Source organism: Pantoea sp. EKM20T, assembly GCF_011800485.1.
Classification (GTDB): domain Bacteria; phylum Pseudomonadota; class Gammaproteobacteria; order Enterobacterales; family Enterobacteriaceae; genus Pantoea; species Pantoea agglomerans.
Map to the genome: position 1 here is coordinate 538,362 of NZ_JAALFW010000002.1, position 26,454 is coordinate 564,815.

Here is a 26,454-nt window from a genome sequence, read left to right on the forward strand (position 1 = left end):
TGCAAGGCGGGCGGGGTGGAAACAGACGGGATAACCGGAGTTATCCCGCCCGATTGACTGCTCAGTACGTCACTACTCAGACGGCGGGACGCGCCACGACGCTGCGGGTTTCCATGCGGACTTCGGCGATGGTGACATCAATCACATCGGTCACACGGTAAACCACTTCGCCTTTGATCTGAACGCTGCCATTTTCCTGGCTGCAGACCAGCTCATCACGCACCGCGTGAATGAACGGCGCCGGGATAAAGGCGACTGCGCCAAACTCCAGCAGGCGAACACGCATGCCACCACGTGACACATCGATAATTTCGGCGCTGAAGCGACGGTCGGTTGCCGCAAACGGCGCCAGATAACGGGCGTAGAGCCAGTCGCCAACATCACGTTCCGCCATGCGGTTCAGGCGGCGGCGCTCACTCATCGTCACCGTCAGCGCATCATCCGGACGAGCGATCTGCTCACCGCGAATAATCGCTTTCAGCAGACGATGGTTGACCATGTCGCCGAACTTACGAATCGGTGAGGTCCATGTGGCGTAAGCCTCAAGTCCCAGGCCAAAGTGCGGGCCAGGCTCGGTGCTGATCTCAGCGAAGGTCTGGAAGCGACGGATCCGGCTGTCGAGGAACTGGGTCGGCTGGGCATCAAGCTCACGACGCAGCACGCGGAAACCTTCCAGCGTGGTGATCGCCTGCGCATCCACGGTAATACCATGGTTGGCCAGCACGGCCGCGGCCTGTTCAGCATTGGTGGCATCGAAACCGGCATGGACGTTGTAGATACCAAAACCGAGACGGTCACGCAGCACTTTCGCCGCGCAGACGTTGGCCAGAATCATAGACTCTTCAACAATGCGGTTAGCGATGCGGCGCGGTTCAGCCACGATCTCCAGCACTTCACCTTTTTCACCCAGCAGGAAGCGGTAATCCGGGCGATCTTTAAACACCAGCGCGTGGGTCTGACGCCACTCGCTACGCGCCAGGCAGAGGCGATGCAGCAGGCGAATCTGTTCAGCAATCGCCTCACTTTCCGGCTGCCATGAGCCGCTGTTTTCCAGCCAGTCAGAGACGTCGTCATACGCCAGCTTGGCTTTGGATTCGATCCAGGCGGCAAAGAACTCAACGTCATCACCTAAGTTGCCATCGGCTGCCACGGTCACGCGGCAGGCCAGGGCCGGACGGCGCACATTCGGACGCAGCGAGCAGACATCATCAGAGAGTTCGCGCGGCAGCATCGGGATGTTAAAGCCCGGCAGGTAGTTGGTAAACGCACGCTGCGCCGCCAGCTTATCGAGCTGACTGCCTTCCGGCACATAGGCGGTAGGGTCGGCGATAGCGATGGTCAGACGCAGGGCGCCATCGTCCAGGGCTTCCACAAAGAGCGCATCATCCATATCCTGGGTGCTGGCGCTGTCGATGGTAACGAAATCCAGCGCGGTCAGATCTTCACGCGTCAGATTTTCATCCAGCATCTCGCCAAAACTGACATCGGGCGCTTCACGCTCAAGGTTATGACGCGACAGCGTCACCCACCACGGCGCCAGATGGTCATCAGCTTTGACAATAAAATCGGTGAGTTCGGCATAAAAGCCGCGATCGCCTTTCAGCGGATGGCGACGCATCTCCGCCACGGCCCAGTCACCATTTTCAAACTCATGGCTGACATCGCGCGCAGGGCGACACTGGATCGCATCCTTCAGCAGGGGATGATCCGGCACAATCGACAGGCGATCGTCTTTCTTCTGAACCCGGCCAACAAAGCGGCTCAGGAACGGCTCAACCAGGGTTTCCGGCTCAGCGCTTTCGCGATCTTTATCGCTGTGGATCACGGCGGTGATGCGATCGCCGTGCATCACTTTCTTCATCTGCGGTGGCGGAATGAAGTAGCTTTTTTGCGCATCGACTTCCAGAAAGCCGAAGCCTTTTTCAGTGCCTTTTACGACGCCTTCAGCACGAGGCGTTTGCGAATGGAGCTTCTCTTTCAGCTGCGCGAGCAGCGGGTTATCCTGGAACATAATTTTTACGTTTCGTTGGCTGATTGCGGCTGACAGTTTTACGCGAATCGACGTCGCGCGGCAAGGCAAAAAGCCGGACGAGCCGGCTTTTTAGGGGGGAGTGAAAGGGCTGTCAGGCGATGCGCTGATCGGCCAGTGCCTCAGAGAGTTCCAGCTTCACCGGCACCGATTTAGAGGTCGGTGTGCCACTGTCATCACCAAAGCTGTTCAGCGGCACCAGCGGGTTGGTTTCCGGATAATAGGCCGCCAGGTTACCGCGCGGAATATTGTAGGGAACCAGTTTGAATCCGCTGACGCGACGGGTAATGCCATCATTCCACAGCGTTTCGATATCGACATTTTGGCCTTCGGTAAAGCCCAGGTCTGCCATATCGTCCGGGTTGATGAACACCACTTCACGCTGACCAAACACGCCACGGTAACGGTCATCAAGGCCGTAAATGGTGGTGTTGTACTGGTCGTGCGAACGCAGCGTCTGCAGGGTAAAAGGCACGTCCTGATCAAGATTCGGGAACAGTGAGGTCGGCAGCGCTGAGGCGTTGAACTCCGCTTTCTGGCTCGGGGTGTTGAAGCGCAACTCGGCTGCTGCGTTGCCCAGATAGAAACCGCCCGGGATATCACATTTGGCGTTAAAGTCGGCAAAGCCCGGGATCGTCGCGGCGATGTGCTCACGGATCAGGTTGTAATCACCCGCCAGCTCGCGCCATTTCACTTTTTCATCACCCAGCACCGCCTCGGCGATACCGGCAACAATCCAGGTCTCTGAACGCTGCGTTTCCGCCAGCGGAATACCGATCCCTTCAGAGGCGTGCACCATGCTGAAGGAGTCTTCCACGGTAATAAACTGATTGCCGGTGGCCTGCAGATCGCGCTCGGTGCGGCCCAGCGTCGGCAGAATCAGCCCATCGTGACCCGGCACCAGATGGCTGCGGTTCAGTTTGGTGCTGATATGCACGGTCAGACCACAGCGTGACATCGCCTCTTCGGTGCGCGGTGAGTCGGGTGCGGCGGCCGCCAGGTTGCCACCCAGCGCGATCAGCACTTTCACTTCATCACGCAGCATGGCGTTCAGCGCTTCCACGGTGTTGTGGCCTGCCGCACGCGGGGGCTCGAAATTGAAATGATTCCCCAGCGCATCCAGGAAGGCTTTCGCCGGTTTCTCATCGATGCCCATGGTGCGGTTGCCCTGCACATTACTGTGACCGCGAACCGGGCAGAGGCCTGCGCCTTTTTTGCCCAGCTGGCCAAACAGCAACTGCAGGTTGGTGATCTCGCGCACCGTGTCGACAGAGTGTTTGTGCTGGGTGATGCCCATCGCCCAGGTACAGATCACCCGGTCAGCGCTCTGGTAGATCGCCGCGGCTTCACGGATCTGCGCCTGCGTCAGGCCCGACTGCGCCACAATCTGCATCCAGCTGGTGTTATCCACGGCGTCGAGATACGCCTCAATGCCGTTGGTTTTGGCATTGATAAAGGTCTGATCGAACAGGCCGCTTTCGCCAGCCGCCAGACGCGCGCGATGGGTTTCCAGCAGGGATTTCACCATGCCGCGCACCGCTGCCATATCACCGCCCAGGTTCGGCTGGTAATAGGAGGAGCTGATGTTGCCCGCTTTCGAGGTCACCACTTCCAGTGGTTTCTGCGGATCGGCAAAACGTTCCAGACCGCGTTCGCGCAGGGTATTAAAGGTGACGATTTTCGCACCATGATCGGCAGCGTGACGCAGGCTGTGCAGCATACGCGGATGGTTAGTGCCGGGATTCTGACCGAAGACAAAAATGGCATCTGCGTGGTCGAAATCATCCAGACGAATGGTGCCTTTACCGACGCCAATGCTGCGCTTCAGGCCGGTGCCGCTGGCTTCGTGGCACATATTGGAGCAGTCAGGGAAGTTATTGGTCCCCATCAGGCGACCAAACAGCTGATAGAGCCAGGAGGCTTCATTGCTGGCGCGACCGGAGGTGTAAAGCTCCATCTGATCCGGATGATCCATCGCCTTGATGTGCTGCGCGATCAGCGCAAACGCATCATCCCAGCTGATGGGCTCGTAGTGATCGGTTTCCGCGTTGTAGCGCAGCGGATGGGTCAGACGTCCCTGATACTCCAGGAAGTAGTCACTCTGGGTATAGAGCGTGGTTACGCTGTGTTTAGCGAAAAAGTCGGTGTCGACCATCCGGCGTGTCGCTTCCCAGGTCACCGCTTTGGCGCCGTTCTCGCAGAAGCTGAAGGTACTTTTATTGTCATCACCCCAGGCGCAGCCCGGACAGTCAAAACCGCGCGCTTTGTTCATGCGCATCAGGTTGCGCATATTTTTCAGGGCCGCTTTGCTGTCAAGAACGAAACGCGTGGTGGCTTCCAGTGAACCCCAGCCGCCCGCTGCCGCGCGATAGGGTTTGATTTGGCGTTTAAATTTCATATTGAGTGCAGGCTTTTTATAGTAGGAATTATTGTTTGGTGTTTGTTATCAGGTTATATCCTGATGGTGAAAGGAAGTCTGCAGCTATCCTCATACCTTGTCTAATTGATTGACTTAATGGTGCGATAGCTGGCGTTTATCGTGCATAAGCCAGAAATGTGATGATGGTCAGATTTTACCCGCCTTTAACCTGCTGATAACGGGAGTTCTCCCGACAACAGGCTAATACTTGCTGTTCACAATCAGAGAGGGCACGACTCCATGAAACAGCTGACCAGCCAGATTCATGCATTTGGCAAAGCGTTGATGATGCCAATCTCCGTCATCGCTGCCGCAGGTATCTTCCTTGGGCTGGCGGCGGCCATGCAGAACCCGGCGGTCACCGGCGATGCCTTTGCGCAGATGCAGGTGCCGCAGTTAATAATCGGCTTTATTCGCAAGGTTGCCGGAGCGCTATTCGCTAATCTGCCGGTCTTCTTTGCGGTAGCGAGTGCCATCGGACTGGCGAAAGCGGAAAAACCTACCGCCGCATTTGCCGCGGTGATTGGCTATATCGTGATGAACGTTGGTATCAGCGCGACGCTGGCGGCCAAGGGGATCACCGCCGCCACCACCACACCTGCAGCCCTGCAGCAGGCGGGGATGGATCAGACCTCCGCCATGATGACCTCGGCGGAATATATCAACATGCTGGGCGTCTTTACCTACAACATGAGCGTACTGGGCGGGGTGATTGCCGGACTGGTAACGGTGGCGCTGCACAATCGCTTTTATACCCAGCAACTGCCTACCGCGATCAGCTTCTTTGGCGGACGGCGTTTTGTGCCGATCGTGACCGTGGTCTGTCTGCCACTGATTGGGGTCTTGCTGGCGCTGGTCTGGCCGACCATTGGCGACGGTATCGCCTGGATTGGACAGATGATTGGCAAAAGCGGGCAGTATGGCGCTTTTCTGCTGGGAGCCTTTGAGCGCATCCTGATCCCCACCGGCCTGCATCATATCCTCAACGAAACCGTGCGTTTCACGCCTATTGGCGGCATGGCGGTGGTCGATGGCCAGACCGTGGTTGGCGCACTGAACATCTTCAACGCGTCACTGACTCATCCGGGATCGATCCCCGATGAGACGCTGCGCACCGCCACGCAGTTTCTGGCGCAGGGCAAGATTCCTGTCATGATGTTCGGCCTGCCCGCCGCGGCGCTGGCGATCTATCACACCGCCCGACCCGAGCATAAACAGCGGGTCAAAGCACTGGTCATGGCGGGGGCGCTGACCTCCTTCACCACCGGCATCACCGAACCGCTGGAGTTCTGCTTTATCTTTGTCTCGCCGGTGCTCTATCTGCTACACGCTTTCCTGACCGGCCTGTCGTTTATGCTGATGTCGATGCTGCATCTGATGATTGGCAACGTGCAGGGCGGTGTTATCGACCTGGTGGTGTTCGGCATGCTGGGCGGGGCAAAAACCCACTGGTGGTGGACGCTGGCGCTGGGCGTGATCTATGCGCCGATCTACTACTACGCTTTCCGGCTGGTGATCACCCGGATGAATGTTGAAACGCCGGGCCGTGAATCGGAGGATGAGAAACCGCAACAGGTCGCCGCGGATGAACGGACTCAGGTCATTATCAGCGGGCTGGGCGGGCAGGCCAATATCGAGGATGTCGATTGCTGCTTTACCCGGCTGCGCGTGCGGGTCAAAGAGATGAATCAGGTGGTCGATCAGACGCTGATGAGCACCGGTGCCAACGGAGTCAATCGCGTCAGCGAGCACGACATTCAGGTGATCTACGGCCCGCAGGTCGAGAAGATCGCCAACGAGGTAAAAATGGCGCTGGGCGTCGCTTAACGGCAGCCTGTTTCACTCTTCGTCACAACGCTAACCGTCCGACGCCCGTGGGCGGTTAGCGCCTGTTCGCCAGGGCACTCTCGCCGCTGCCGTCCCGCTTATTGTAACTAAAAAAAGCCCAGCCCTAATGGGCCGTACCTTTCTGCCGATATAGCGACTAATCCTCTTACTTTTCGGAACACCGCGATGTCGTTAAAAAAATCCTCCCTGATTATCTTCTCCTTCCTGCTGGCGCTGTTTCTTACCAGCGTGGCAATCAGTACGTGGCTGCTGATTCAGAGCAATCACTCGCTGAATGCGGTTAATAAAGAGATCCGTGTGGTGCTCTCGGTGATTGACCCCATCAACCACAGCCGCACGCTGCGTGTGCGTCTGATGGAGTACATGAAGGAGATTGAGGGCAGTGACGCAAATAATCCCGCCACGCTGGACAGCGTTCGGACCGTGGCCAGCAAAGCGGATGCTGCATTTCAGGCCTATATGAACGCGCCGCGTCTGCCGGGCGAAGAGGCGGAAGCCGACGCCTATAGCCAGGCTTATCAGGCCTATCGTCAGCAAGGTTTACAGCCGTTGATTGAGGCGGCAGAGGCGCACGATCAGGTGCGCTTTAAAAATCAGATTGCCACCGTGGTTCGCCTTGATCGTCAATATGAAATCATTCTGGACCGGGTGCTGGCCCAGCATGAAACCTATGCCAAAAAACTTAACAGCGATGCACAGAGTCACTTCACCTCCGGCATTACCCTGCTGGGGCTGTTTGGGGTGCTGTTTTTCGCCATCATCGTCGCCATTTACATCTTCATGAAGCGCTATGTGCTTTCGCCGATCAATGATGCGCAGGAACACTGCAAGCTGATTGCGGCGGGCGTCCTGGATACCACGGTGCCGGTCAAAGCCGGTTCGCGCAGTGAGATTCAGTTGCTGATGGGCTCGCTGGAGCAGATGCGCAGCGCGCTGACCGCCATTATTCTCCAGGTGCGCGATTCAACCCGCTCAGTCTCCACCGCCTCTCAGGAGATTGCGGCGGGCAACATCGATCTTGCCTCGCGAACCGAACAGCAGGCCGCCGCGCTGACGGAAACCGCTGCCAGCATGGAGCAGCTGGGCGCAACGGTGAAACAGAACACTGAAAACGTCTTTGAAGCCTGCCGCCTGACCAGTGAAGCGGTGAAAAACGCGGAAAGCGGCGAAAAGGTCTCGCAGGAAGTGGTGACATCGATGGGGCTGATTAATGCCAGCTCGAAGAAGATCGAGGAGATCACCACCGTGATCGACAGCATCGCCTTCCAGACCAATATTCTGGCGCTGAACGCGGCAGTCGAAGCCGCCAGGGCGGGTGAACAGGGTCGCGGTTTTGCGGTGGTGGCAGGGGAAGTCCGTAATCTGGCCCAGCGCAGCGCTACCGCAGCCAAAGAGATTGAGGGGCTGATTGCGGAATCTGTTTCGATCATCCACGCCGGTTCCGATCAGGTCAGCCGGACCGGTGAGGCGATGAGCGCCATTATCTCCTCTGTCAGCCGCGTGAATCTGCTGATGGAGCACATCTCAACCGCTTCTGATGAACAGAGTCGCGGTATCGGTCAGATTGAGCAGGCGGTTACCGAGATGGACAGCGTCACACAGCAGAACTCGGCGCTGGTGCAGGAGTCTGCCGCGGCATCTGCCTCGCTGGAAGAGCAGGTGCAGTATCTGACGCAGTCGGTCTCCACCTTCCGTCTGGCAAACAGTTAATCAGGGCTCTCCGCGCTGAGTTTATACAGCGCGGAGTCCGGAGCCCCGATGCTGAGTAATGCCCGACAGAGAAGGGAGAGTTTGATTCAGTGCCTTGTGGCGCAGGGCTAATCGGCGGATTATAAGGCTTTCCAGTAAATATGGGGTGGTCATGCTAATCAGCACGGAAAGTGCCCGCAGCAACAGCGCGGATACCCGACTGGCCTGCACGCTTACCGCTGCCGCAGGCGCACTGAATACCGCAGCCTTTGAGATCGTCGGTTTTTTTTCAGCCAACATGACCGGGAATGTCTCGCTGCTGTCCGATCACCTGGCAAAAGCGAATCTGGGGCCTGGCCTGTTTTTTCTGTCGATCGTGCTTCTGTTTATTGCGGGTTCCATGTTTTCAACGCTGATCATTAATGCCGGGCACCGCAGAAATATCCGCACTATCTATGCCTTTGTCATCCTGATTGAGGGCAGCGCGCTGATTGCACTGGGGGTGATTGAAAATCACTTTCCGCCGCAGTCGCCCGGTGTGGTGTTAATTATGAGCCTGAGCTTTTTAATGGGGTTGCAGAATGCGGTGGTGACGCGTATCTCCAATGCCCGCGTTCGCACTACCCATATCTCCGGCACGGCGACCGATATCGGGATTGAGCTGGCAATGCTGTTTGAGGTGCTGCGGCGTAAAGCGTCACCGAAAGAGGCGCCGCTCTATCTGAGCCGGCTGCGACTGCACTGTCTGACCCTGCTTTCTTTCCTTGCAGGAGGGATAGCCGGAATCGGGCTTTACCGGCTGCTTAGCTACGATTTCCTGCTGCCAGTAGGGTTCGGGTTAATCTGTCTGGCGCTGAATGCCATCTTTACTAAGCCAGCAAAACAACAGGGCGCGATGATTTAAGTGCGCTACCCTCACTGATGCTTAAACCAGGGCGGCGCGGAGTCCTGATTTCATCGATCCGCCTGCGCAAATGAACCGTGCGGTTAAAACATCCGAGCCTGCGCGGGGTAACATTCAGCCTTATACTCTGGTTGATCCTGCGAACGAGACAGTAATGCGAACAGCCTTCAACCTGCTGATGGAAAATTAACATCGACATTAAACAACTCATTTACTTGTGGAATTAATTGATAAATAACGCCTTATCCTTCATCATCCCCGCGCATCACAAAACTTCCCTTCGCATCAACACACAACAACTCATTTCAGTCCTTGATGTTCACTCCTACTCACTAATCATCCCGATGCATCCCTGTGATTTATGTACATGCTGTAGTACAGAAAATCGGTTAGTCTGCGATCCTCACTTTTTTATGTACTAATGAGGATGACATGGCGCTCACCGACAGCTACCTGCGATCTATTCACGGGCGCGAGCATGAAAGGGTCTTTGAAAAGACGGACAGGGACGGCCTTTCTGTACGGGTGTCAAAAAAGGGAAAAGTGGTTTTCCAGATGCGTTACATGTTTGCCGGCAAGCAGCGCCGTGTAGACATTGGCAGCTATCCGTCGCTCGGCCTCAGAGAGGCGAGGGATAAGATTCTCAAGATACGCCGATCGCTTGATGAGGGAGTAGACCCTCAGCTTTACATGGCTGCCAGATACGAGAAGAACGTCAGCGCCATGACAGTTGAGAAGGTGATGCGGGAGTGGAACAGGGTTTATGCAAGCGTCAATATAAAGAACGCCGCCGACATTATCCGGTCTTTTGAAATCCACGTCTTTTCACGGATTGGTCATCTGCCGCACGACTCTGTTAACACACATGCCTGGATTGAGCTCATAGAAAGTGTGCAGAGCAATAAGCCCGGTATCGCTAGAAGGCTGCTGACAAACGCAAAACAGGCGCACTCATGGTCGTTACGCCGAAAGCTGGTGGAGACAATGCCCATCGAGGGACTCAAGCCGCATGATTTCGGCATGAAGGTCAACATTACTCGGCGAGTGCTGAGTGACGATGAGATCCGCGTGCTTTATGAGACCTTTGAGAATACCGGCATGCGCAGAAAAAATGCTCTTCTGATGCAGCTGATATTACTTTTTGGCTGCCGGTCTGGCGAGATGATTCAGAGCAAAAGGGAGCACTTCGATTTTGATAACGGCATATGGACTGTTCCACCTGAAAACCACAAAGGCGGCAACACGGGAAAACCACTAAAAAGGCCGATCATACCGGCAGCGCAGGCGATGATTGAGGAAGCAATGTCGCTGAGCTCGCATAAGGAGTTCATCTTCCAGAGCGCGCTGAAAAAGGACAGGGAAAGAGCACTCAACAGCGCATCTGCGCTGGGCCTGCCTAAGACAGTGATGGCATATTACCAGCGTACCAGGGGTGAGATTATGCCGCACTGGTCGATTCATGATTTGAGAAGAACGGCGAGGACGCGGTGGGCTTCCATTGCTCCACCGCATGTATGCGAAGTGATGATGGGGCATGCATTACCGGGCATCTGGGCGGTATACGACCATAACGATTATCTGGATGAGCAGAGGAAGGCCTATACTGCCTGGTGGGCGCTGGTAATGAAGATAGTAAATGGCGAGTCGAAAGTTCGCTCAATCGTGACAAGCTAGCTTACCAAACTTCTCAATATCGCTTTTCAGGAACAGCCCGTGATGAGCCGGGTCGGGAAATCCGCACATGCGTTTTTCACCAGTACGGCGGTCGCGGCTGTTCCAGTTGCGAATGGTTTTAACTGACCGGCGGAAGAATGCAGCCGTTTCCTCAAATGTTATGTATGGGGATTCCATATCTACTCCTTTTATCTATTGACATAACGCCTCATATAAAATACTTATGGAACCTGATATCACCGATGCCATTAATTTTTAGTCAATGAGGAAGAAATGAATTTTCAGCCTATAGTTACTCTAATCGCAGCTTTTTTAGGTGCGTGGTTAGCAAACTTGAATTTTAACAAACAAAAGAAAAACGAATTAATTAGTCTGAAATTAAACGTGAATGAGGAAATCAAAGATATTAGAGGGGAGTTGCAAAGAGCAATTCCTTTGCTGGTTAAATCATATTACTCAATGCGAAATGGTGTGTTAACTGATGTTGCTGATGTTAAGTTGCCGAGGAAGAATGAGTTTTATATATTACCTCTTGCCTTAGATAAGATTTATGCTCAGTTACATCCGCAGAGGAGAAAGGTATTTAAAATTATGCTTACGCTTGAGAAGCACCTTTCTGAGCGGCATGATAAAATACATGATATCTTCAAAGCTGGAGAGGTATTACGTATTGGTGCTGATAGAAAAGACATTTTTTCCCTCGCTAACGAAATTCGACTTTATGTGATTTCGATTTCTATATTTTATTTTTATATAAATGCTTGTTGCGAGAATGCTGAGAGCGTTGCTTTTGATGACATAAATGATAAGGAAGTTGTTGATAAAGTTATTAAATCTCTTAATTTACATTTTAGTCTTCATGGGTGAGTTCAGTTAGCCTTTGTAATATCAACAATTTACGGATTTCTTTTACGGCTTCATCAATAGGGTCTGGATGCGTCATTTCGGTTTCCTATAGGCAATAAAAGACCCCGCCATGGCGAGGTCTTTTCGGTTATAAGTAAAATTAAGTCTTTGGCTTAACATACACCCCGTATAGGTATGGGGCAGAATTGCTAAAGCCAGTCGGATTGACTTCGACCACGACAAAATCCCTGTCAGATTTATCTACGTGAAGAGAAATCGTGTCTCCAACCTTTGGTTCGGACTTAAGCGTTATAGGGAAAACCAGTTCTGTATCGGCAATTGCTACTAGCGCTCTAACTTCCATTGCATTCATCTCTCTTGTTAATCAGGAGTTCATACAATACAGCAGAAATAATTTTTCCCTTTCAGAATGGATACGATAACTGGCCCATGCCCGCAGAGAATCGAGCATTCAAGCGCTCTGCAGAGCAAAATTAACTGATGGCACTTCAATCATCATGCCAATGACCGACCTGGTACATGTTAATTCGGGCGTAAAAAAACCTGCCGAAGCAGGTTAGTATGTTTATCTATATGGCATTTATTTAGGATCGATTGTTACTTCAACCCGTATACCAAAGATGTGATATCCATAAGCCTTGATATTCTCCTCTGCCTTTTCAGCATTGAGGCCGATGATTCCTGGCTGAAGGGTGAGGCCAATATTAAATGGCGATATGCTTGCGAATGCTGCGTCTTCAAGGTTAAGAGCCTTGCCAGTTACCTGACTTCCTGCCTGAACAACTAAAAACTTGTTGCGCTGTATATTGCTCTGATAAATATCAACAATCATTTCCCTTCATCCCTTTGATAAACCGGGTCCGATCCCCGTGGAAACTTCATCGACTCTTCGCGGTAAAACTTTAGCCGCGTGCAATAAAAAACCCCGCATGGGCGAGGTTTATTGTTTGTCTTTGTCGCGCTTATCCTGCTCTGGCTTCCATTCGAGTCCGCACATACCGCAGGACCATTTTCCGCCAGAATTCTTTTTAGGCCCCCAAAAGTTGCAAAAGGGACACGTTCTGGGTTTGTAGGCTATTTCACTTCCTCCTTCTAGTAAGCCGGGGCCAATACCCGCGAAAATCTCATCGGCCCTATGTAGTGAACATTAATCCTGCCTATTAAAGTCTAGCCATTCCTCCCAGCAATGTTCCGGGTCGATATCCTGATATCCACGACGCTCAGCCACAGCTAAAACTCCTTCAGCATCTGTGACGATAGCCGTGGCATTATCACGAATATCCAACACCTCCTCTTCAGTCAAAGGAGAGCCTTTCTCTTCGGCTTTAGAAACAAGCAGGCTGATGAGGGAGGGAATGAAAAGGACTATCACTTACCATCCTCCTTCTGATAAATCGGGTCAGTGCCGCGCGGTAACTGCAGCGCAACGTTCCTGTAATGCTGCAACCGCTCCCTGAAATAATCCCTCATCGCTTCAGGCTGCTGCATCTCCACTTCATGCGGGATAACAGGCTGATTCATAAGCTCCTTGTACGCTACTCCTGACGCAGCTAAATCAACGTTAATCCTGTCGCGCTCTTCTCTGCTGCGTGCTGCTAAGTTGTGTGATATGGCGATCAATCCTCAAATTACCACGGCAAAGGTATTACACCGGTGCGATCTATAGCATCGCGGATTTGCTCATGGCTTTTGGGATTGGATTGCATAATCAACACGCCATAGGGGCCCTTATCTCGGTAGTGATAATGGTGAGCAGTGAAAGAATGACCGTCAATTTTTATACTTTGGTTGTGCCCATATCGAGCGTTTGTATTCATAATCTCTGGCCCAGTCAGCATGAAAATCAGGTATTGATGCATAAAATACTCCGCGCGGGCTTTCAGTCATACTCCCATTAGTTAGCACACTCAAGATGGTTAAATGAGTTTTTAGACCTCACCATCTTTACCTGCCTCCCACAACTGAAACCCAAACCCTAAAATCCACAATGCATGCATCCTACAGCCATCGTAAGTCATACTGCATTTGTGAAACATCATTCGGCGGTTGAAATTGAAAGATAATCCGACCCACCAACCAAAGTCACCTCTATGGGCCTTCATTTTCATTTCGCCTCCTTGATGTCAGCGCGCAGGTGTAACTCAGTACCGTCAGGTGGCTTGAATACTTTAATGTCATCACTGTTCATTAGATGCATGGCAGCGGCATACAGCACCTGGTCCGTTACGTCCTCTTTGGCGCCAACAAACTTGCGCGCATCAGGAGCCATACCCCTTACCGCCTTGCTGCGGCCGGCGAAGATGGTATTCGTAAGCGGGCTTACGCCGATAGTTAATGGATTACTCATTCTCTTACCCCTTATGCCGCTGTCAGGCTCAATGCCGCGGCGAAAATAGTCAGATTGCAGGCAACAAAAAAACCGCCCTTAGGCGGCTATTTATAACGATTTTAAAGGGATTAAATTCCTTGGCGGTATTCTTCGTACGAACGCAGTTCCGAGTCACTTTCTCTGCGATAAGTAAGAAGCTCTTCCTTCCGATTCGTAACATACATCAGCGTTTCTGTAAGCTGACGTCGCAAAGTAGGATGCATTTGGGGGATGCTTTTATCGTCCAAGCCAGCCTCGATTTTGTTCATGATTTCGAGAGCCATGCCAATTTGCTCTTCATCGATCCTGATAGCAGTGCGATAACCCTCGCGGGTCTCTTGCTCGCTTTCCAACTGGCGCGTCAGTTTATCGACCTGAGCGGCATAAGTATCCAGTTGAGCCTGCACATCTGCCGGGATTTCACCTGTTTTTTGAGCCAGCGCTTTAAGTGCGTTGATGTTATCGATCGCCTGTTGCGCCAGGTCAGTTGCAGTGGTCATATTCGGTATCCTTTAAATGGGTAAATCAAAAGTTCAGTGAGGTTAAAAGGCCGATGAAAGTCGGCCTGTAAAAGACTCAGTTGGCTGTTCAGGTTACTGAGCAGGGCATCAAGATTATCGACGGCCACCACCGGTACTATGGCGCGAAAATGGCGTCTGAAGCCGGGCATGAAATACCACGTCTTGAGTGCAAAGACTTCTCAGGTTCTGAAGCTGATCGCATCGCATTCATGGTCACCAGTTCACAGGGTAAGGCGCTGTCTCCCCTGGAACGTGCGGCAGCATATCAGCGCCTGCTGAATCAGGGATGGACACCTGCCGAGATTGCCAAAAAGGTGAAACGCTCACCGGCAGATGTTGATCAGCATCTTCAGCTACTGGAATGTGGGGATGGCTGTGGCATACCGCTGGCTACGGACGAGACATATGCCTGCGTCCGCTGCTGCGCCGGCTGGATGTAAGACGACAACATCAGAATGCACGGAGGGGGCGATGAGAAAAGTCAGGCGAAGATGTAAGAATGCGGACTGTCGAGAATGGTTTCATCCGGGTTTCTCAAATCAAACGTGGTGCTCACCAGAATGCGGAACCGTGATAGCACTGACAAAGAGAGAGAAGGACCGGCATAAGGCGATACAGGAAGCAGAGCGACGGCGAAAAGATGAAGCTCAGCATGAAAAGCGCCACACCAAAATCCGCAAGTTAGCAGTAAAGCCCCTCAGTCACTTCCATAAGCAAACACAGTCAGCCTTCAACGAATATATACGCACTCGCGATGCCGCCGATCCGTGCATAAGCTGCGGACGATTCCACGAAGGAAAATATGACGCCGGGCACTATCGAACTCGCGGCGCTTCACCGGCTACACGCTACGAAGAAATCAACTGCCATAAGCAGTGCGTACCCTGCAACCAGCACCTTTCCGGCAACATTGAAAACTATACGCCAAGCCTGATTAAGAAAATCGGGCAGGCTGCTTTCGATCGCCTTATGGGTCCGCATGAGCAGAAGAAGTGGGCGCGGGAAGAGCTGCAGGAGCTGGCGGCGCATTACCGGCAGAAAACCAGAGAGCTGATCAAGCAAAGGAGCGAAACACCATGAGCCTTGAAGCGACAATAAAATATCATTTTCCAAAAACAGCGAGCTTTGCGGGTATGCCGCCTGCAACAGCTACAGATGCGCTATCAGGCACTGACTACATGGCTGCCATGGGAATGACTCAGAGCCGAGCGCCGCTGGGCTATAGTGCGTTCATGGGTAAGGTTGGAGTGAACGATAACGACGCCCGACGCGCCGTATCGTTATTAACTGAATATGCATTGAGTACCTGCGATAAGGTTGCCGCCTTGCGCAAGCTAGACGCTGAAATTAAGCCAGCGGTTATGCAAACGCTCGCAACTTACGCCTACATGGATTATTGCCGCAGCGCCGCCAGCGTCAAGCCATGCGAATGCTGCCAGGCGAAAGGGTTTATTGAGGCGGATGTGTTCACCATGAAGTCCAGGTTCGGCACGCAGCGCCCGGATAACGTGACGGAGATAAAGCGGCTGGATGAAGCCCTGATACAGAATGTGAGCTATCAGGTTAAAGATACCGAGCGCGTACTTTGTAAGACCTGCAAAGGGAAGGGCGTGGTTTCGTCAGCATGCCGTGACTGCAATGGACGTGGGCGGGCGATTGATCGCAAACTCACTGAAGAGCAGGGCGTACCAGTTATGGGAGATTGTAAGCGCTGTTGCGGTCGCGGTTATGAGCGCGTTCCCGCTGTGGAGGCGTTTCGAAGCGTCTGCGATATTACCGATGCAATCAGCCTGGCTACGTGGGATCGAAGTGGAAAGCCGTTCTATGACCAACTAATCGGCAAGCTGGAGATTGAGGAATCGTGGGCTAACTCAGCCCTGAATAAGGTAACCGGATAGCGCAATCGGAAATAGCTCATTATTTTATCGTGGGCTATTTACTTTTCAGGAAGCTGGGGATATGATTCCTGACAGTTGAAGTTGCGCGCTGTTGTTTAACGCGATAACTCAAACCCAGTCAGCTCCATCGATTTTTGATAGTCAAAGCGACCTGCGGTCTCACCAACTGCGAGGGAGTTTTTGTTTTGATAAAGATCATGTATGTTATTTTCTTTTTGAAAAGGAAATCATCATGACATGGCAGGGTACCCCTTTCCCTTTTTATCACCTAATTGAAAACAGTCATTCTTACTTGCGAATAGACAAGCTACCAACCATTGTGATAGATGGGGGGTTTCCATGGGAAAACGTAATTAGTTCTTTTATTGCTGCATGTATTCCGGCATACATTGCATGGAAAACAATAAAAAACAGCAATGACCTTATTAAAAGCCAGATTTTACTGAGCGCTCACCAAAATAAAATTGATTTGTTAAGGTCTCTTTTCGCAGATTACCTTACAAAGCTAGAGCATGCGAATCACAGTATAGACTTATTGTTCGAAACATTTCCTGAAGTAGGTAAGGCGTCTTACGAGGAATTGGTTAAGGTTATGGAGCTAAGCGCCGCCGTGGTATCTAGTTCCAACAAAATACTTATTACATTGGGGAAATCCCACCCAAAATATGATGAGTGTCGGAAGTTAATAAAGCTTTCAGAGCAGAAATTTGAAGAGGCTATTAGTAACAGCGAAGAAGGATTCGATGGAGATGCTGTTGTAGACGATGCAAAAAATAATTTGATTGCTTTTCTTTCTGAAATTTTAGAGGAAGAAGAAAAAAAACTAATTTAGCGACACTTTTTACTAGCCATTCAAGCAATCAAAGCGCTTACAATTTCTTTGGCCAGCTAATCAGCTGGCCTTTTTTCGTCTATCGCCCCTGCCAATCAACATCGACTCTCACCCTTTCCTGTGTGGCAACGGGCGATATTTTCTTCTGACTACCTACAGCACCGCCCGTAATCACGGAGGTGATATGAGTATCGACATGAGCAAACTGGCATCAGGCGCAGCTTACGGCGCATCTGCCGGGACTATCGCCAATGGTCTGCTGACCAGGCTAAGTCCCGATGAATGGAGTGCTGTAGGCGTGCTGGCCGGTATCCTGGTCGCGCTATTCACACTCGGCATCAACTGGTACTACAAACGCAAGGCTACCCTGGCGCAAATCAAAGCCCTTCAGCGCTGGCCCACTGCGCCAGACATCAACGAGGATTAACCCATGGCTATGTCAAACAGCCTGCGTAATAAGCTTATTGCTGTCGCGGGTGGCGGAGCTATGGCTATCGCTACGGTATTTCTCGGTGGAAAGGATGGAGTAGAGGGCAGGGTGTACGAGCCTTACAAGGATGTGGCTGGCGTCTGGACTGTTTGCGATGGTCATACCGGCACAGACATCATCAAAGGCAAGAAATACACCGACCGGGAATGTGATCGGCTTCTGTGGCGTGACCTGCAACCGGTTAAGAAGTCGGTAGATGGGCTGGTCAAGGTGCCGCTGGGTGAATATCAGCGCGCTGCGCTCTACAGCTTCACTTACAACGTTGGCACTTCTGCATTTTCCAAATCAACTCTGCTGAAGCGGCTTAACTCAGGTGATGTTGACGGTGCCTGTGAAGAGCTGCGCCGGTGGATTTATGCAGGCGGGCAGAAGTGGCGCGGGTTAATGAACCGACGAGACATGGAGCGATCAATGTGTCTGGCGGAGAGTGCAGATGACCTTAAAGGCTAAAGTGCTCGCTGCGCTCATCCTGCTGGTTCTACTCCTCTTAGCCACATCAGTAGCGTATGCGCTCTATTATCGCGGCAATGCCATTGACTATAAGGCCCAGCGCGACACTGCAGCCAGCAACCTTAAGCAGGCAAATGAAGCCATAACCGATATGCAGATACGGCAGCGCGATGTCGCTGCTCTCGATGAGAAATACACGAAGGAGTTAGCCGATGCTAAAGCCACTATCGATCAGCTGCATGATGATGTTGCTACTGGCAAGCGTCGGTTGCAGCTCAACGCGACATGCCAGAAACAATCCGCCTCCGGAACCGCCAGCATGGATTATGCAGCCAGCGCCCGACTTACTGACGCCGCTCAACGGGATTATTTCACCCTCAGAGAGCGAATCGAAGTCGCCGGAAAGCAAATAGCCGGATTGCAGCAGTATATTAATGAGCAATGCTTGCGTTAGTATCTTCTTGGCATCCTAAGGAAATCTTGCAACATGGCTTTTTTACCCCAAATATCGTTCGCATTTACCGCTCTGCCATGTAGATGAAGTATCTTTGGAGATATGAAAGTTTCTTGCGAATTTTCACTTGCAGCCATAACGGCAGTGATCATTGCAGCAATATATGATGGAGATAATTTCCATGTATCTCCAACTATCATAATTTGATCTACATTCTCAAAACTTAACCTCCTATCAAGCTCCCCCTCATGCATAATTGAGGTTCGACCAAATTTATAAATTGCTTCAGGAAAACTTACTCCATCAAATCTAGTATTTTCAAAAATTATTCGGAAGGCTAAAAATGATATGAAGGCTTCCTCGTCCTTTAGGAATCCCCTAATTCGTTCCCCAACACCTACCTTAGAGCCTGGCCTTCTTAATTTGGCAGTTTTATCTAAGGCCGGAAAAAAATGGACAAGCGAGCTTTCGTAATCATTAGCTATCAGGCTGTTTAGCGATTGTTCAAGTCTGCGCCCAATCGAGGACTGCTTTTTATCCATTTAATTCTCCAAGGTATTTCTATGGCACTCACCTACAAACAAGAAATGTACTGTCGCGAGTATTTCATCGATTTGAACGCCACTCAAGCGGTAGAGTAGGTTTTCTTATGAATTAAGCCGTTCAACAGGTTACCCACCAATTGATGGCGGAGTCGGCCAGCGTTGCTTTTGCTATAGAAGTAACCATACCGTTAGCGGCAGCTGCATCGACGTCCAGAATAGTAGCAGCATTAATCAGTGCTCCCCAGTCGATGTCATTGCGATGTGTCTCGTTATTGAGAACATCAATGAAGCGCTCAAAGTCATTATCGAGACATTTGGACCACTCAACCATCCTAGCGTGATCTGCTGCCGGGCTGGTGAATCCCCAATTTAAGGGATGAAGAAGGAACCGAGAGCCTGCATTTGCGCGACGCTCCGAACCTGCCATGAAAATGACGTTAGCAACAGATTCAACGTTGCTTATGTTGTGAGTAATTACTGGGACTGGAAGGGATTTTAGAAAGTGGTAGGCAGTAAACCCAGATATGAGATCGCCACCGCCACTGGATAAATGAATCTGTAATGATGTTGCCTGATTGCGAAGAGCCTCCAAGCAAACGCCTTGGAAATGACTGACCGTACTAGCTGTAACCGGGCATAGAAAATGAACAGTATGCAGCATGCTTTCACCCTTAAGAATATTCCGAGTAGCTAACATAAATCGACTGCTGAGAATTTGTAATCCTGATATTTGATCAGCAATTTGAGTCGGCGTTTTTTTATTGGAGCCAACATGCCTGGCACATACCGCATCACCGTTACCACGAAGTCAGGTGAAACCCACGAAGGCCTGATGAACCGATCGCAGCCTTAGATGGTTAATGGCTTCATTGGCGTTGCTCGTGAAAACGGCGCATGGGTATGCCTCGCGCCTTATGACGCGCTCAAGATGGAGTAGGTGCCGGAATAGCGAGAAAAGGCAAATCCCACCCATTCTCTTTAAGGCACTTAAAAATGTAAGCAGACGATGAGATCAATTCAGAGTCTACTTTTAGATGCTTTTGAGGAAGGTTGTCCATAAAGTTTTGCCTATCTGCAAACAGCCGATGAAACTTGTTGCTTTTAGTAAGCATTACCTTTGGGTTTCTAAACCCACGGTCGTTAAATTGGTCTGCTGTGATGTCAATCTTTAGTTCTTTTACTTCAAGCCATGCATGATTGTTGTTCGTTCTAAGCCTGGAATCATAAATTAAATGGCTTTTATAAGTACCACTTCGATAAATGGGTATGACGCCAAATTGCAAAAAAATTAAGTGGGTAAGGATTTTAGATGTGTCACCACAGCATCCCATTGGAAATTTATTCTGACTAAGGCTTGAGTCTTCGTCATGAGGTGAAGCTAAGTTAGCGCGGTCAAACGCCGCTCTGGTATCGGCGCAAAATCTCACAAGGACTTTAAATTTCAACTTTGGACTCCTTTATGGCACCCACTGACAAACATGAAATGTTCTGTCGCGAGTACCAATGATGAATATTAGTTTTCTTGACGCTCAAAGCGGATATTAACTTTATGCCCTTTGATGGTTGCGCCTTGTTGATGACCTGGCAACATGATACCAGACCAGTAAATTGATTGACCGTTGATCGCCCGCAGGAAGCGAACAGTATATTCATTATTTTTCTTAATGACCTGAATTGTTAAGAATTGCACCTCATCACCCTGCTGATGAGATGACGTCTGCGGCACGACCAGGCCTAATCCCTGGGTCATAAAACGCGCACCATCAATCGTTACCGCTACCCAAAAGGATTCATTGGGGTCAGCACAATCTCTGACAGTCTGTTTAGGTTCCCCAAAGGCTTCAAACGTAACTGTTGAGCATAAATCGCTATTAGCCAGAGCGGAATAAGAGAAACCTAAGAGGATAAGCGCAAATGCATTGGCGGTAGTTCGTCTGTTCATAGTCACCATGAGCGAAAAGAGTTCCATGAATACATCGGCAGTATCTTTATAAACTTGATTGGGAATATTGAAAATGGCATCACCAGATTGGGAGGCCATCGAATCGGCATATCGGGCTGGCTTGATGTCTATCCGCGAAATAGCCTCACAACATGGCATCACTCACGGCGCGATAAACAAGCGTGCAAAACGTGATGGATGGGAGCGAGACCTCAAGGCGAAGATCAAAGCCAAGGCTGATGCGCTGGTATCCAAACGTGAGGTATCCAGACAGGTGTCCACTGAAACGGCTACCAACGATAGGATACTGATCGAGGCCAACGCTGAGGTAATCGCCAATGTCCGTATGGAGCATCGTGGGGATATTCGCCGTGCTCGTAACATCGCCAGCTCATTGTTCGGTGAACTCGAGGCGCAGTGCGCTGATGTAGGTGCGCTGAAGCAGCTTGGCGACCTGATGTTTACTCCTGACGACAAAGGGCAGGACAAGCTTAACGAAATCTACCACAAGGTTATCAGCATGCCGGGGCGAGTGAAGTCGATGAAAGACCTCTCCGACACGCTGAAGACACTTATTGGTCTTGAGCGTCAGGCATACGACATCGACGGCCTGACCGGTGATGAAGCATCGAAGAAACTTTCTGACCTGATGGATGATTTAGCTAAGGGGTAATCATGAAGCCTGAACATCTCAATCTCTTGCGAGATAAGTTATGGCGCCTGAATCACCTCTACTGGATAACCGATAAAGAAGGTAAGCCGATACGCTTCCAGATGACGCCGGAGCAGCTCGAATACTTTGAGAGCATGCATACCCGCAACATCATCCTGAAGGCACGCCAGCTAGGCTTTACGACCGAAGTCTGCATTATCCAACTCGACGCCGCTTTGTTCGAAGCTGCCAAGTGCGCCCTGATTGCCCATACCCTTAACGATGCAAAGCGACTGTTCCGCGAAAAGGTGAAGTACGCCTATGACCGGCTACCCGCCGAAATCAGAGCGGCTAATCCGGCGAGCAATGACTCAGCTGGCGAGCTGGTATTTAAGAAGGGCGGTTCACTATACGTCAGCACATCATTCCGTGGCGGCACGCTGCGCTTCCTGCACGTTTCCGAGTTCGGGAAGATATGCGCAAAGTTCCCCGACAAAGCCCGTGAGATTGTCACTGGTGCGTTTGAAGCGGTATCCAGCGATTGCTTCACCACTATTGAGAGCACCGCAGAGGGGCGGGCTAGTTACTTCTTTGACTATTGCCAGGCAGCCGAGAAAGCTCAGTTGCAGGGTAAGACGCTTTCCAATCTCGACTGGAAATTTTTCTTCTTCTCCTGGTGGAAGAATCCACTGTATGCAATTGACTCCGTAGAGCCTCTACCGCAACGTCTCTACGATTACTTCAACGATATCGAGCAGAAGCATGGCGTCATACTCAATGAGCGTCAGAAAGCCTGGTATTACGCCAAAGAGAAGACGCTCGGCGATGACATGAAGCGTGAGTACCCATCTATACCGGCTGAAGCGTTCGAACAGTCGGTTGAGGGGGCTTATTACGCGAAGCAGTTCCGCTGGCTCTACACGAATAAGCGTGTTGGTGAGTTGCCTGATAACTCTCATCAGCTGGTCCACACCTTCTGGGATATCGGCGTAGGCGACTCCACGGCCATCTGGTTTATTCGTGAGGTTGGTGATGAGTTCCATGTCATCGACTACTACGAGAACAGCGGTGAAGGCCTGCGACACTACATGAAGGCGCTGAAAGACCGCGGCTATGAGTACGGCGATCACTGGGCGCCGCACGATATCGATAACCGTGAATTCGCCGGTGATGGCAAGAGCCGTAAGCAGATAGCTGCAGAAGGCTTTGAAATTGACGGACAGGTTTATTCAATCCGCTTCAAGGTCGCGCCAAAGCTTGGAGTTGATACCGGCATAGACTCCGTACGTGAAATCTTACCTAAGTGCGCCTTCGACTCGGCCAAATGCGAGCAGGGCATATCTCACCTTGAGGGATACCGCAAGGAGTGGGACGACAAACGCGGCTGCTGGAAAGACAAGCCTTTGCACGACTTCACTTCGCACGGCGCTGATGCGTTCCGCTACTTTGCTGTGGCGAAAACGAATCACAAACAGACCGGCGCAATATTCTTCTAAGGAGCTCATCAGTGAGTGAACTAAGCAACGGGGAACAATTCCTTGTGAACGCCCTCGCTCATGAGATAGGGCGCCAGCGCATGATGTATGCCGGAAAGCCCGGCAACACCAAGCGCACAAAGCTGTACGAGGAATTCGGTTATCCCGATGAACTTGGCTTCGAACAGTATTACCGCGCCTATGAGCGTAACCCTGTTGCATATGCCGCCGTGCATAAGCTACTGGAATCGTGCTGGACGGATAAGCCGACGATTATCGACGGTAGTGAAAACAAGGAGTCAACGGAAACCACTGATTGGGAAAAGGCTGCAACCAAGTTACTGAGCAAGCACTGGGCGAAAATCAAAGATGCTGACCGCCGCAATCTGGTTGGCAGATATTCAGCGCTGCTCATCCAGTTTAAAGATGGGCGCGAATGGAAAGAGCCAGTGGACACCGCCGTTGTTTCCCGGTTGCGCGATAAAGCGATCGTCAAACTCATCCCTGCCTGGGAATCACAGATTAAGCCGGGCAACTTCGACACGGACACCATGTCGGAAACCTACGGTGAGCCGGTTAACTACCAGTTCAACGAGCAGCCAGTGGGTGATGATGGCAGTTACGGGCCCGTGCGCAGCGTTACTGTCCATCCAGACCGCGTCATCATCCTGTGCGAAGGCTCGGAAGATGAAAACATGCTTTCCGGCGTGCCATTTCTGCGTGCTGGCTACAACAAACTGCTCGACCTCGAAAAAATATCCGGTGGTAGCGCAGAAGGATTCTTGAAGAACGCCAGCCGCCAGTTGGGCATCAGCTTTGATGCTGCAACCGATATGCAGGCGATAGCTGCGCAGGCCGAAAAGGCAGGCTACGCCAATCTGGGTGAAGCAATGAACGACAAAATGACGAAGCTGAATCGCGGTACTGATTCGGCGCTAGTCACTCAGTCGGGTACCACATCGGTGCTGTCAGTTGCTGCTGCCGACCCCGCACCAAGCTGGACAGTAACAGCCAATGAGTTCACATCATCAATTCAATGCCCTTTCACCATTCAGTTTGGTCAGCAAACCGGTCGGCTAGCCTCCGATGAAGACAAGACCGATTGGGCTAAACGCTGCAATGGTCGCCGCTGGGGTCATCAAACGGCTTTAGTAACCAAATTTATTGAGCGCTGCTGGAAGACTGGAGTGATTGAGCCGCCGACGTCAGGTGAAGTCACGCTGGCATGGTCTGACTTACTCGCACCAAGCGAGAAAGAGAAGATCGCCAATATGCAGGCAATGGCCGCAGTAGCCAAAGACACTCAGCAGGCATTCGGCACCCCAGCTGTTGACGAAAATGAGGTGCGAACAGTTGGCGAACTTGAGCCACGCAAAGCGCAAGCCACGCCTGACCCAAATAAAAAATTAACCGATAAGGACCCGCTGACAGATGACGATGACAGCGAAAACCCGAATCGGGACGCCAATAGTACCCCGCAACAAAGCTGATCCGACGCAATCCGCCCGGCCTGTTAACCGAATGTTCCGCGACATCGAGAATCGCTACTACCAGATTAAATTGGCGCTGAAGAGTCTATTTGATGAGCGCCTTACCGGGCAGGAGAGGGCAAGCAACACGCAGAGCTATGCGGTGCATGGCGACGTGATTTATCAGGTTAATGCCGGCGCGTACATCTACGACATGTCGGCACCTCAACTGGCTGACCTTCTGCAGCGTGTTCAGCTCATCCTTGATGATTATCTGCTGGAAGGCGGCAGCAAAAGCCTGTGGGCGCTTCAGTACGTTGCGGCAGAGTATGAGCGTGGCACTCAGCAGGCATTAACTAATCTGTCGGTGCAGTCGCCAATCTACGAGCAGCAGACGACACTTCAGCAGCTACTCAGCTCGGCCGCATACCAGAATCAGGTGGCAGCAGCGTAAGTATCAACGTATAGCGACTGGCTGCTTGAATCCGACCGGGCGCGTGGTGATCTGGCTAATGTGATTTCAGACGCAATTGGCCGCGGAATCAACCCAAAAGAAACGGCGCGCATCATCAGCCAGAGGCTAGACGTCTCAATGGCCCGAGCCAAGAACATGGCTCAGACCGAGCAGGTCGGAGCGTTGCGCAAGGCTCAGTGGCAGGAAACTGATTGGGCGCGTGAGCGATTAGGGCTGAATACTGCAGTGCTCTGGTTATCGGCGCTTAAACCTACAACGCGCAGCTGGCATGCTGCACGGCATGGTCGAACGTACACCACGGAAGAGGTGCAGGCCTTCTACGCTATCAACGGCAATCGCTACAACTGCTACTGCAGTCAGATACCAGTGCTTCTTAACGACGACGGCAGCATCTTCAACGAAGGGCTGGCGGATAAGCTGAAGAAAGAACGAACCAACTGGAAATCTTCTGAAATGTAATTAATATAACCCTTTTAAAAGGGATTTTTATGGCACAAGAGTTTGGGTTTTTAGTCAAAGTCTTTTCGAAAAAGAAGTATCGAGATGATTTCCTTGATGGGAAGCTATATATGAATCCCATCAAGTTTTTCAAAGACTTCGAAGAGGAAGCAACCAACAATATTGGTGATAAAAATGAAGCTATCACTGCATGGCTTCAGCCTGAAGAGATTAGGATCACTTTCAATCCACCAGGAATGGAGCCATTCACAATACCAGGAAAAGATATTGCTGCTCCTATAGCTATAAGGGCAAATGCACATGATAACTATAATGTCTTGTGCCTTACTTTATTGCATTCTCACGGTATAGATCTAAGTGAGCCAGTCACTGACGACGAAGTCGAGCTTTTGAAAGGTTATTTCAAGCTCCCAGATGAAGCGGCGAACCTTGGAGAGTATGCTGTGGTTATCCCACAATTACCGAGCTTTATAACGCAAGTGCAAGCTGCAGCACATAAACTGATCGACTCACAACAAGCAGCCTCTTTCAGTGCTAACAAAGTAAAATACTATGACAAGGGGAAAAGTCTTTCTTTAGAAAATGGAGAAGAGGCTGTTTTCCATAAGCAAAGTGAATATGAGCATCAGAATGAGTATCGGTTATGTCTTGACAGGCGTGCCGTTAATCCTGAGCCATTTGTGTTTGATATCGGTGATATTCGTAACATTGCATTCCCCTGCCTCACCACTGAAGTAAACCAAAAGTTTAATTTAGTTATATCAAAAACCTAACCCGCTACGGCGGGTTTTTTATCGCCTTAAATCCATCCGTGAGGACCCAGCATGAAACGCATCCGCGTTAACGTGCTGTCCGTCGTCAACTCCGCCTCAAATATCACTACCGAAACCATCGACGGCAAGCCACATATCGTGGTTTGAATCGCCACGGATAATCTAGACACTTCCGAGCCGTTGATAATACTGGTTTTCATATTCTGTCGGTGGCATCTGAT

General features: G+C 51.3%; 28 protein-coding genes and 3 pseudogenes. 18 read left to right on the forward strand and 13 right to left on the reverse strand.

Translation table 11 applies throughout. The features are described 5' to 3' along the window. Positions 1 to 76: 76 nt before the first annotated feature. Both HFD94_RS05745 and HFD94_RS05750 read right to left on the reverse strand, forming a co-directional pair. Positions 77 to 2,011 (reverse strand): exoribonuclease II, encoded by a 1,935-nt coding sequence (locus HFD94_RS05745; protein WP_050679875.1) that lies wholly within the window; start codon positions 2,009 to 2,011, stop codon positions 77 to 79. Positions 2,012 to 2,123: 112 nt separating this feature from the next. Beyond that, positions 2,124 to 4,427, reverse strand: a complete 2,304-nt coding sequence (locus HFD94_RS05750) for an FdhF/YdeP family oxidoreductase (RefSeq protein WP_033757827.1) — start codon at positions 4,425 to 4,427, stop codon at positions 2,124 to 2,126. Positions 4,428 to 4,688: 261 nt separating this feature from the next. Between HFD94_RS05750 and HFD94_RS05755 the strand changes: the two genes are divergently transcribed. From HFD94_RS05755 to HFD94_RS05770, 4 genes are all read left to right on the forward strand, one after another. Next, the gene (locus HFD94_RS05755; protein WP_167432873.1) at positions 4,689 to 6,275 is read left to right on the forward strand and encodes a PTS transporter subunit EIIC; all 1,587 of its coding nucleotides are present in this window, start codon (positions 4,689 to 4,691) and stop codon (positions 6,273 to 6,275) included. Positions 6,276 to 6,461: 186 nt separating this feature from the next. After that, the gene (locus HFD94_RS05760) at positions 6,462 to 8,006 is read left to right on the forward strand and encodes a methyl-accepting chemotaxis protein (RefSeq protein WP_167432874.1); all 1,545 of its coding nucleotides are present in this window, start codon (positions 6,462 to 6,464) and stop codon (positions 8,004 to 8,006) included. A gap of 151 nt (positions 8,007 to 8,157) precedes the next feature. Then, positions 8,158 to 8,889, forward strand: a complete 732-nt coding sequence (locus HFD94_RS05765) for a YoaK family protein (RefSeq protein WP_167432875.1) — start codon at positions 8,158 to 8,160, stop codon at positions 8,887 to 8,889. A gap of 432 nt (positions 8,890 to 9,321) precedes the next feature. Continuing rightward, positions 9,322 to 10,563, forward strand: coding sequence for a site-specific integrase (locus HFD94_RS05770; RefSeq protein WP_167432876.1), 1,242 nt, complete (start codon positions 9,322 to 9,324; stop codon positions 10,561 to 10,563). On the opposite strand, the gene HFD94_RS05775 is transcribed toward HFD94_RS05770, so the two are convergent. Continuing rightward, the gene (locus tag HFD94_RS05775) at positions 10,546 to 10,740 is read right to left on the reverse strand and encodes a helix-turn-helix domain-containing protein (protein WP_167432877.1); all 195 of its coding nucleotides are present in this window, start codon (positions 10,738 to 10,740) and stop codon (positions 10,546 to 10,548) included. The genes HFD94_RS05770 and HFD94_RS05775 overlap by 18 nt on opposite strands. A gap of 96 nt (positions 10,741 to 10,836) precedes the next feature. On the opposite strand from HFD94_RS05775, the gene HFD94_RS05780 reads away from it, so the two are divergent. Then, the gene (locus HFD94_RS05780; protein WP_167432878.1) at positions 10,837 to 11,430 is read left to right on the forward strand and encodes a hypothetical protein; all 594 of its coding nucleotides are present in this window, start codon (positions 10,837 to 10,839) and stop codon (positions 11,428 to 11,430) included. A 580-nt stretch (positions 11,431 to 12,010) separates the two neighbouring features. On the opposite strand, the gene HFD94_RS05785 is transcribed toward HFD94_RS05780, so the two are convergent. The 6 genes from HFD94_RS05785 to HFD94_RS05810 all read right to left on the reverse strand — a co-directional run bounded on the left by HFD94_RS05785 (position 12,011) and on the right by HFD94_RS05810 (position 14,298). Next, positions 12,011 to 12,262, reverse strand: a complete 252-nt coding sequence (locus HFD94_RS05785; RefSeq protein ID WP_167432879.1) for a hypothetical protein — start codon at positions 12,260 to 12,262, stop codon at positions 12,011 to 12,013. 315 nt (positions 12,263 to 12,577) lie between these two features. Next, the gene (locus tag HFD94_RS05790) at positions 12,578 to 12,802 is read right to left on the reverse strand and encodes a hypothetical protein (RefSeq protein WP_167432880.1); all 225 of its coding nucleotides are present in this window, start codon (positions 12,800 to 12,802) and stop codon (positions 12,578 to 12,580) included. Further along, positions 12,799 to 13,041 carry a DNA polymerase III subunit theta gene (locus HFD94_RS05795; protein ID WP_167432894.1) on the reverse strand — a complete coding sequence of 81 codons (243 nt, stop codon included), beginning with the start codon at positions 13,039 to 13,041 and terminating at the stop codon, positions 12,799 to 12,801. The genes HFD94_RS05790 and HFD94_RS05795 overlap by 4 nt, the downstream gene beginning before the upstream one ends. A 17-nt stretch (positions 13,042 to 13,058) precedes the next feature. Continuing rightward, positions 13,059 to 13,289 carry a hypothetical protein gene (locus tag HFD94_RS05800; RefSeq protein WP_167432881.1) on the reverse strand — a complete coding sequence of 77 codons (231 nt, stop codon included), beginning with the start codon at positions 13,287 to 13,289 and terminating at the stop codon, positions 13,059 to 13,061. 245 nt (positions 13,290 to 13,534) lie between these two features. Continuing rightward, the gene (locus HFD94_RS05805) at positions 13,535 to 13,777 is read right to left on the reverse strand and encodes a hypothetical protein (protein WP_167432882.1); all 243 of its coding nucleotides are present in this window, start codon (positions 13,775 to 13,777) and stop codon (positions 13,535 to 13,537) included. A 110-nt stretch (positions 13,778 to 13,887) separates the two neighbouring features. Beyond that, the gene (locus tag HFD94_RS05810; protein ID WP_167432883.1) at positions 13,888 to 14,298 is read right to left on the reverse strand and encodes a hypothetical protein; all 411 of its coding nucleotides are present in this window, start codon (positions 14,296 to 14,298) and stop codon (positions 13,888 to 13,890) included. Positions 14,299 to 14,378: 80 nt separating this feature from the next. Here HFD94_RS05810 and HFD94_RS05815 point away from each other — a divergent pair. The 7 genes and pseudogenes from HFD94_RS05815 to HFD94_RS05845 all read left to right on the forward strand — a co-directional run. Further along, positions 14,379 to 14,690: pseudogene (locus HFD94_RS05815) on the forward strand (ParB/RepB/Spo0J family partition protein); the annotation flags it as partial. Positions 14,691 to 14,790: 100 nt separating this feature from the next. Beyond that, positions 14,791 to 15,399 carry a recombination protein NinG gene (locus HFD94_RS05820; RefSeq protein WP_167432884.1) on the forward strand — a complete coding sequence of 203 codons (609 nt, stop codon included), beginning with the start codon at positions 14,791 to 14,793 and terminating at the stop codon, positions 15,397 to 15,399. Then, positions 15,396 to 16,217 (forward strand): antitermination protein, encoded by an 822-nt coding sequence (locus HFD94_RS05825; protein ID WP_167432885.1) that lies wholly within the window; start codon positions 15,396 to 15,398, stop codon positions 16,215 to 16,217. Before HFD94_RS05820 ends, HFD94_RS05825 begins: the two co-directional genes overlap by 4 nt. A gap of 232 nt (positions 16,218 to 16,449) precedes the next feature. Continuing rightward, complete coding sequence (locus HFD94_RS05830; protein ID WP_167432886.1) at positions 16,450 to 17,049, forward strand: hypothetical protein; 600 nt, start codon at positions 16,450 to 16,452, stop codon at positions 17,047 to 17,049. Between the two features lie 184 nt (positions 17,050 to 17,233). Next, positions 17,234 to 17,476 (forward strand): phage holin, encoded by a 243-nt coding sequence (locus HFD94_RS05835; protein ID WP_033772838.1) that lies wholly within the window; start codon positions 17,234 to 17,236, stop codon positions 17,474 to 17,476. Between the two features lie 3 nt (positions 17,477 to 17,479). Then, a complete protein-coding gene (locus HFD94_RS05840) occupies positions 17,480 to 17,989 on the forward strand; it encodes a lysozyme (RefSeq protein ID WP_305848815.1) in 510 nt (169 codons plus the stop codon). After that, a complete protein-coding gene (locus tag HFD94_RS05845; protein ID WP_167432887.1) occupies positions 17,973 to 18,443 on the forward strand; it encodes a lysis protein in 471 nt (156 codons plus the stop codon). The genes HFD94_RS05840 and HFD94_RS05845 overlap by 17 nt, the downstream gene beginning before the upstream one ends. Here HFD94_RS05845 and HFD94_RS05850 read toward each other — a convergent pair. Then, positions 18,440 to 18,985: a hypothetical protein gene (locus HFD94_RS05850; protein ID WP_207712417.1), complete on the reverse strand. Its 546-nt coding sequence runs from the start codon at positions 18,983 to 18,985 to the stop codon at positions 18,440 to 18,442. The two genes, HFD94_RS05845 and HFD94_RS05850, sit on opposite strands and share 4 nt — an antisense overlap. Before the next feature lie 21 nt (positions 18,986 to 19,006). On the opposite strand from HFD94_RS05850, the pseudogene HFD94_RS05855 reads away from it, so the two are divergent. Then, positions 19,007 to 19,075 (forward strand): annotated as a pseudogene (locus tag HFD94_RS05855) (terminase small subunit); the annotation flags it as partial. A gap of 31 nt (positions 19,076 to 19,106) precedes the next feature. Here the strand turns inward: HFD94_RS05855 and HFD94_RS05860 are convergent. The 3 genes from HFD94_RS05860 to HFD94_RS05870 form a co-directional block, all read right to left on the reverse strand. Continuing rightward, entirely contained in the window at positions 19,107 to 19,685 is a 579-nt protein-coding gene (locus HFD94_RS05860) for an ATP-dependent Clp protease proteolytic subunit (protein ID WP_243234770.1), read from the reverse strand. Between the two features lie 226 nt (positions 19,686 to 19,911). Continuing rightward, the gene (locus HFD94_RS05865) at positions 19,912 to 20,433 is read right to left on the reverse strand and encodes a hypothetical protein (RefSeq protein ID WP_167432888.1); all 522 of its coding nucleotides are present in this window, start codon (positions 20,431 to 20,433) and stop codon (positions 19,912 to 19,914) included. A 68-nt stretch (positions 20,434 to 20,501) separates the two neighbouring features. Continuing rightward, on the reverse strand, positions 20,502 to 21,029 hold the full coding sequence (locus tag HFD94_RS05870) for a hypothetical protein (protein WP_167432889.1): 528 nt from the start codon (positions 21,027 to 21,029) through the stop codon (positions 20,502 to 20,504). Here HFD94_RS05870 and HFD94_RS05875 point away from each other — a divergent pair. The 5 genes and pseudogenes from HFD94_RS05875 to HFD94_RS05895 all read left to right on the forward strand — a co-directional run bounded on the left by HFD94_RS05875 (position 21,004) and on the right by HFD94_RS05895 (position 26,233). Continuing rightward, positions 21,004 to 21,603, forward strand: a complete 600-nt coding sequence (locus HFD94_RS05875) for a hypothetical protein (RefSeq protein ID WP_167432890.1) — start codon at positions 21,004 to 21,006, stop codon at positions 21,601 to 21,603. The two genes, HFD94_RS05870 and HFD94_RS05875, sit on opposite strands and share 26 nt — an antisense overlap. A 2-nt stretch (positions 21,604 to 21,605) precedes the next feature. Continuing rightward, complete coding sequence (locus HFD94_RS05880; protein WP_167432891.1) at positions 21,606 to 23,078, forward strand: terminase; 1,473 nt, start codon at positions 21,606 to 21,608, stop codon at positions 23,076 to 23,078. A gap of 80 nt (positions 23,079 to 23,158) precedes the next feature. Beyond that, positions 23,159 to 24,547: a DUF1073 domain-containing protein gene (locus HFD94_RS05885; RefSeq protein WP_167432898.1), complete on the forward strand. Its 1,389-nt coding sequence runs from the start codon at positions 23,159 to 23,161 to the stop codon at positions 24,545 to 24,547. After that, positions 24,495 to 25,460: pseudogene (locus tag HFD94_RS05890) on the forward strand (phage minor head protein). The gene HFD94_RS05885 and the pseudogene HFD94_RS05890 overlap by 53 nt, the downstream one beginning before the upstream one ends. A gap of 29 nt (positions 25,461 to 25,489) precedes the next feature. Next, complete coding sequence (locus tag HFD94_RS05895; RefSeq protein WP_167432892.1) at positions 25,490 to 26,233, forward strand: hypothetical protein; 744 nt, start codon at positions 25,490 to 25,492, stop codon at positions 26,231 to 26,233. The last annotated feature ends 221 nt before the right edge of the window (positions 26,234 to 26,454 follow it).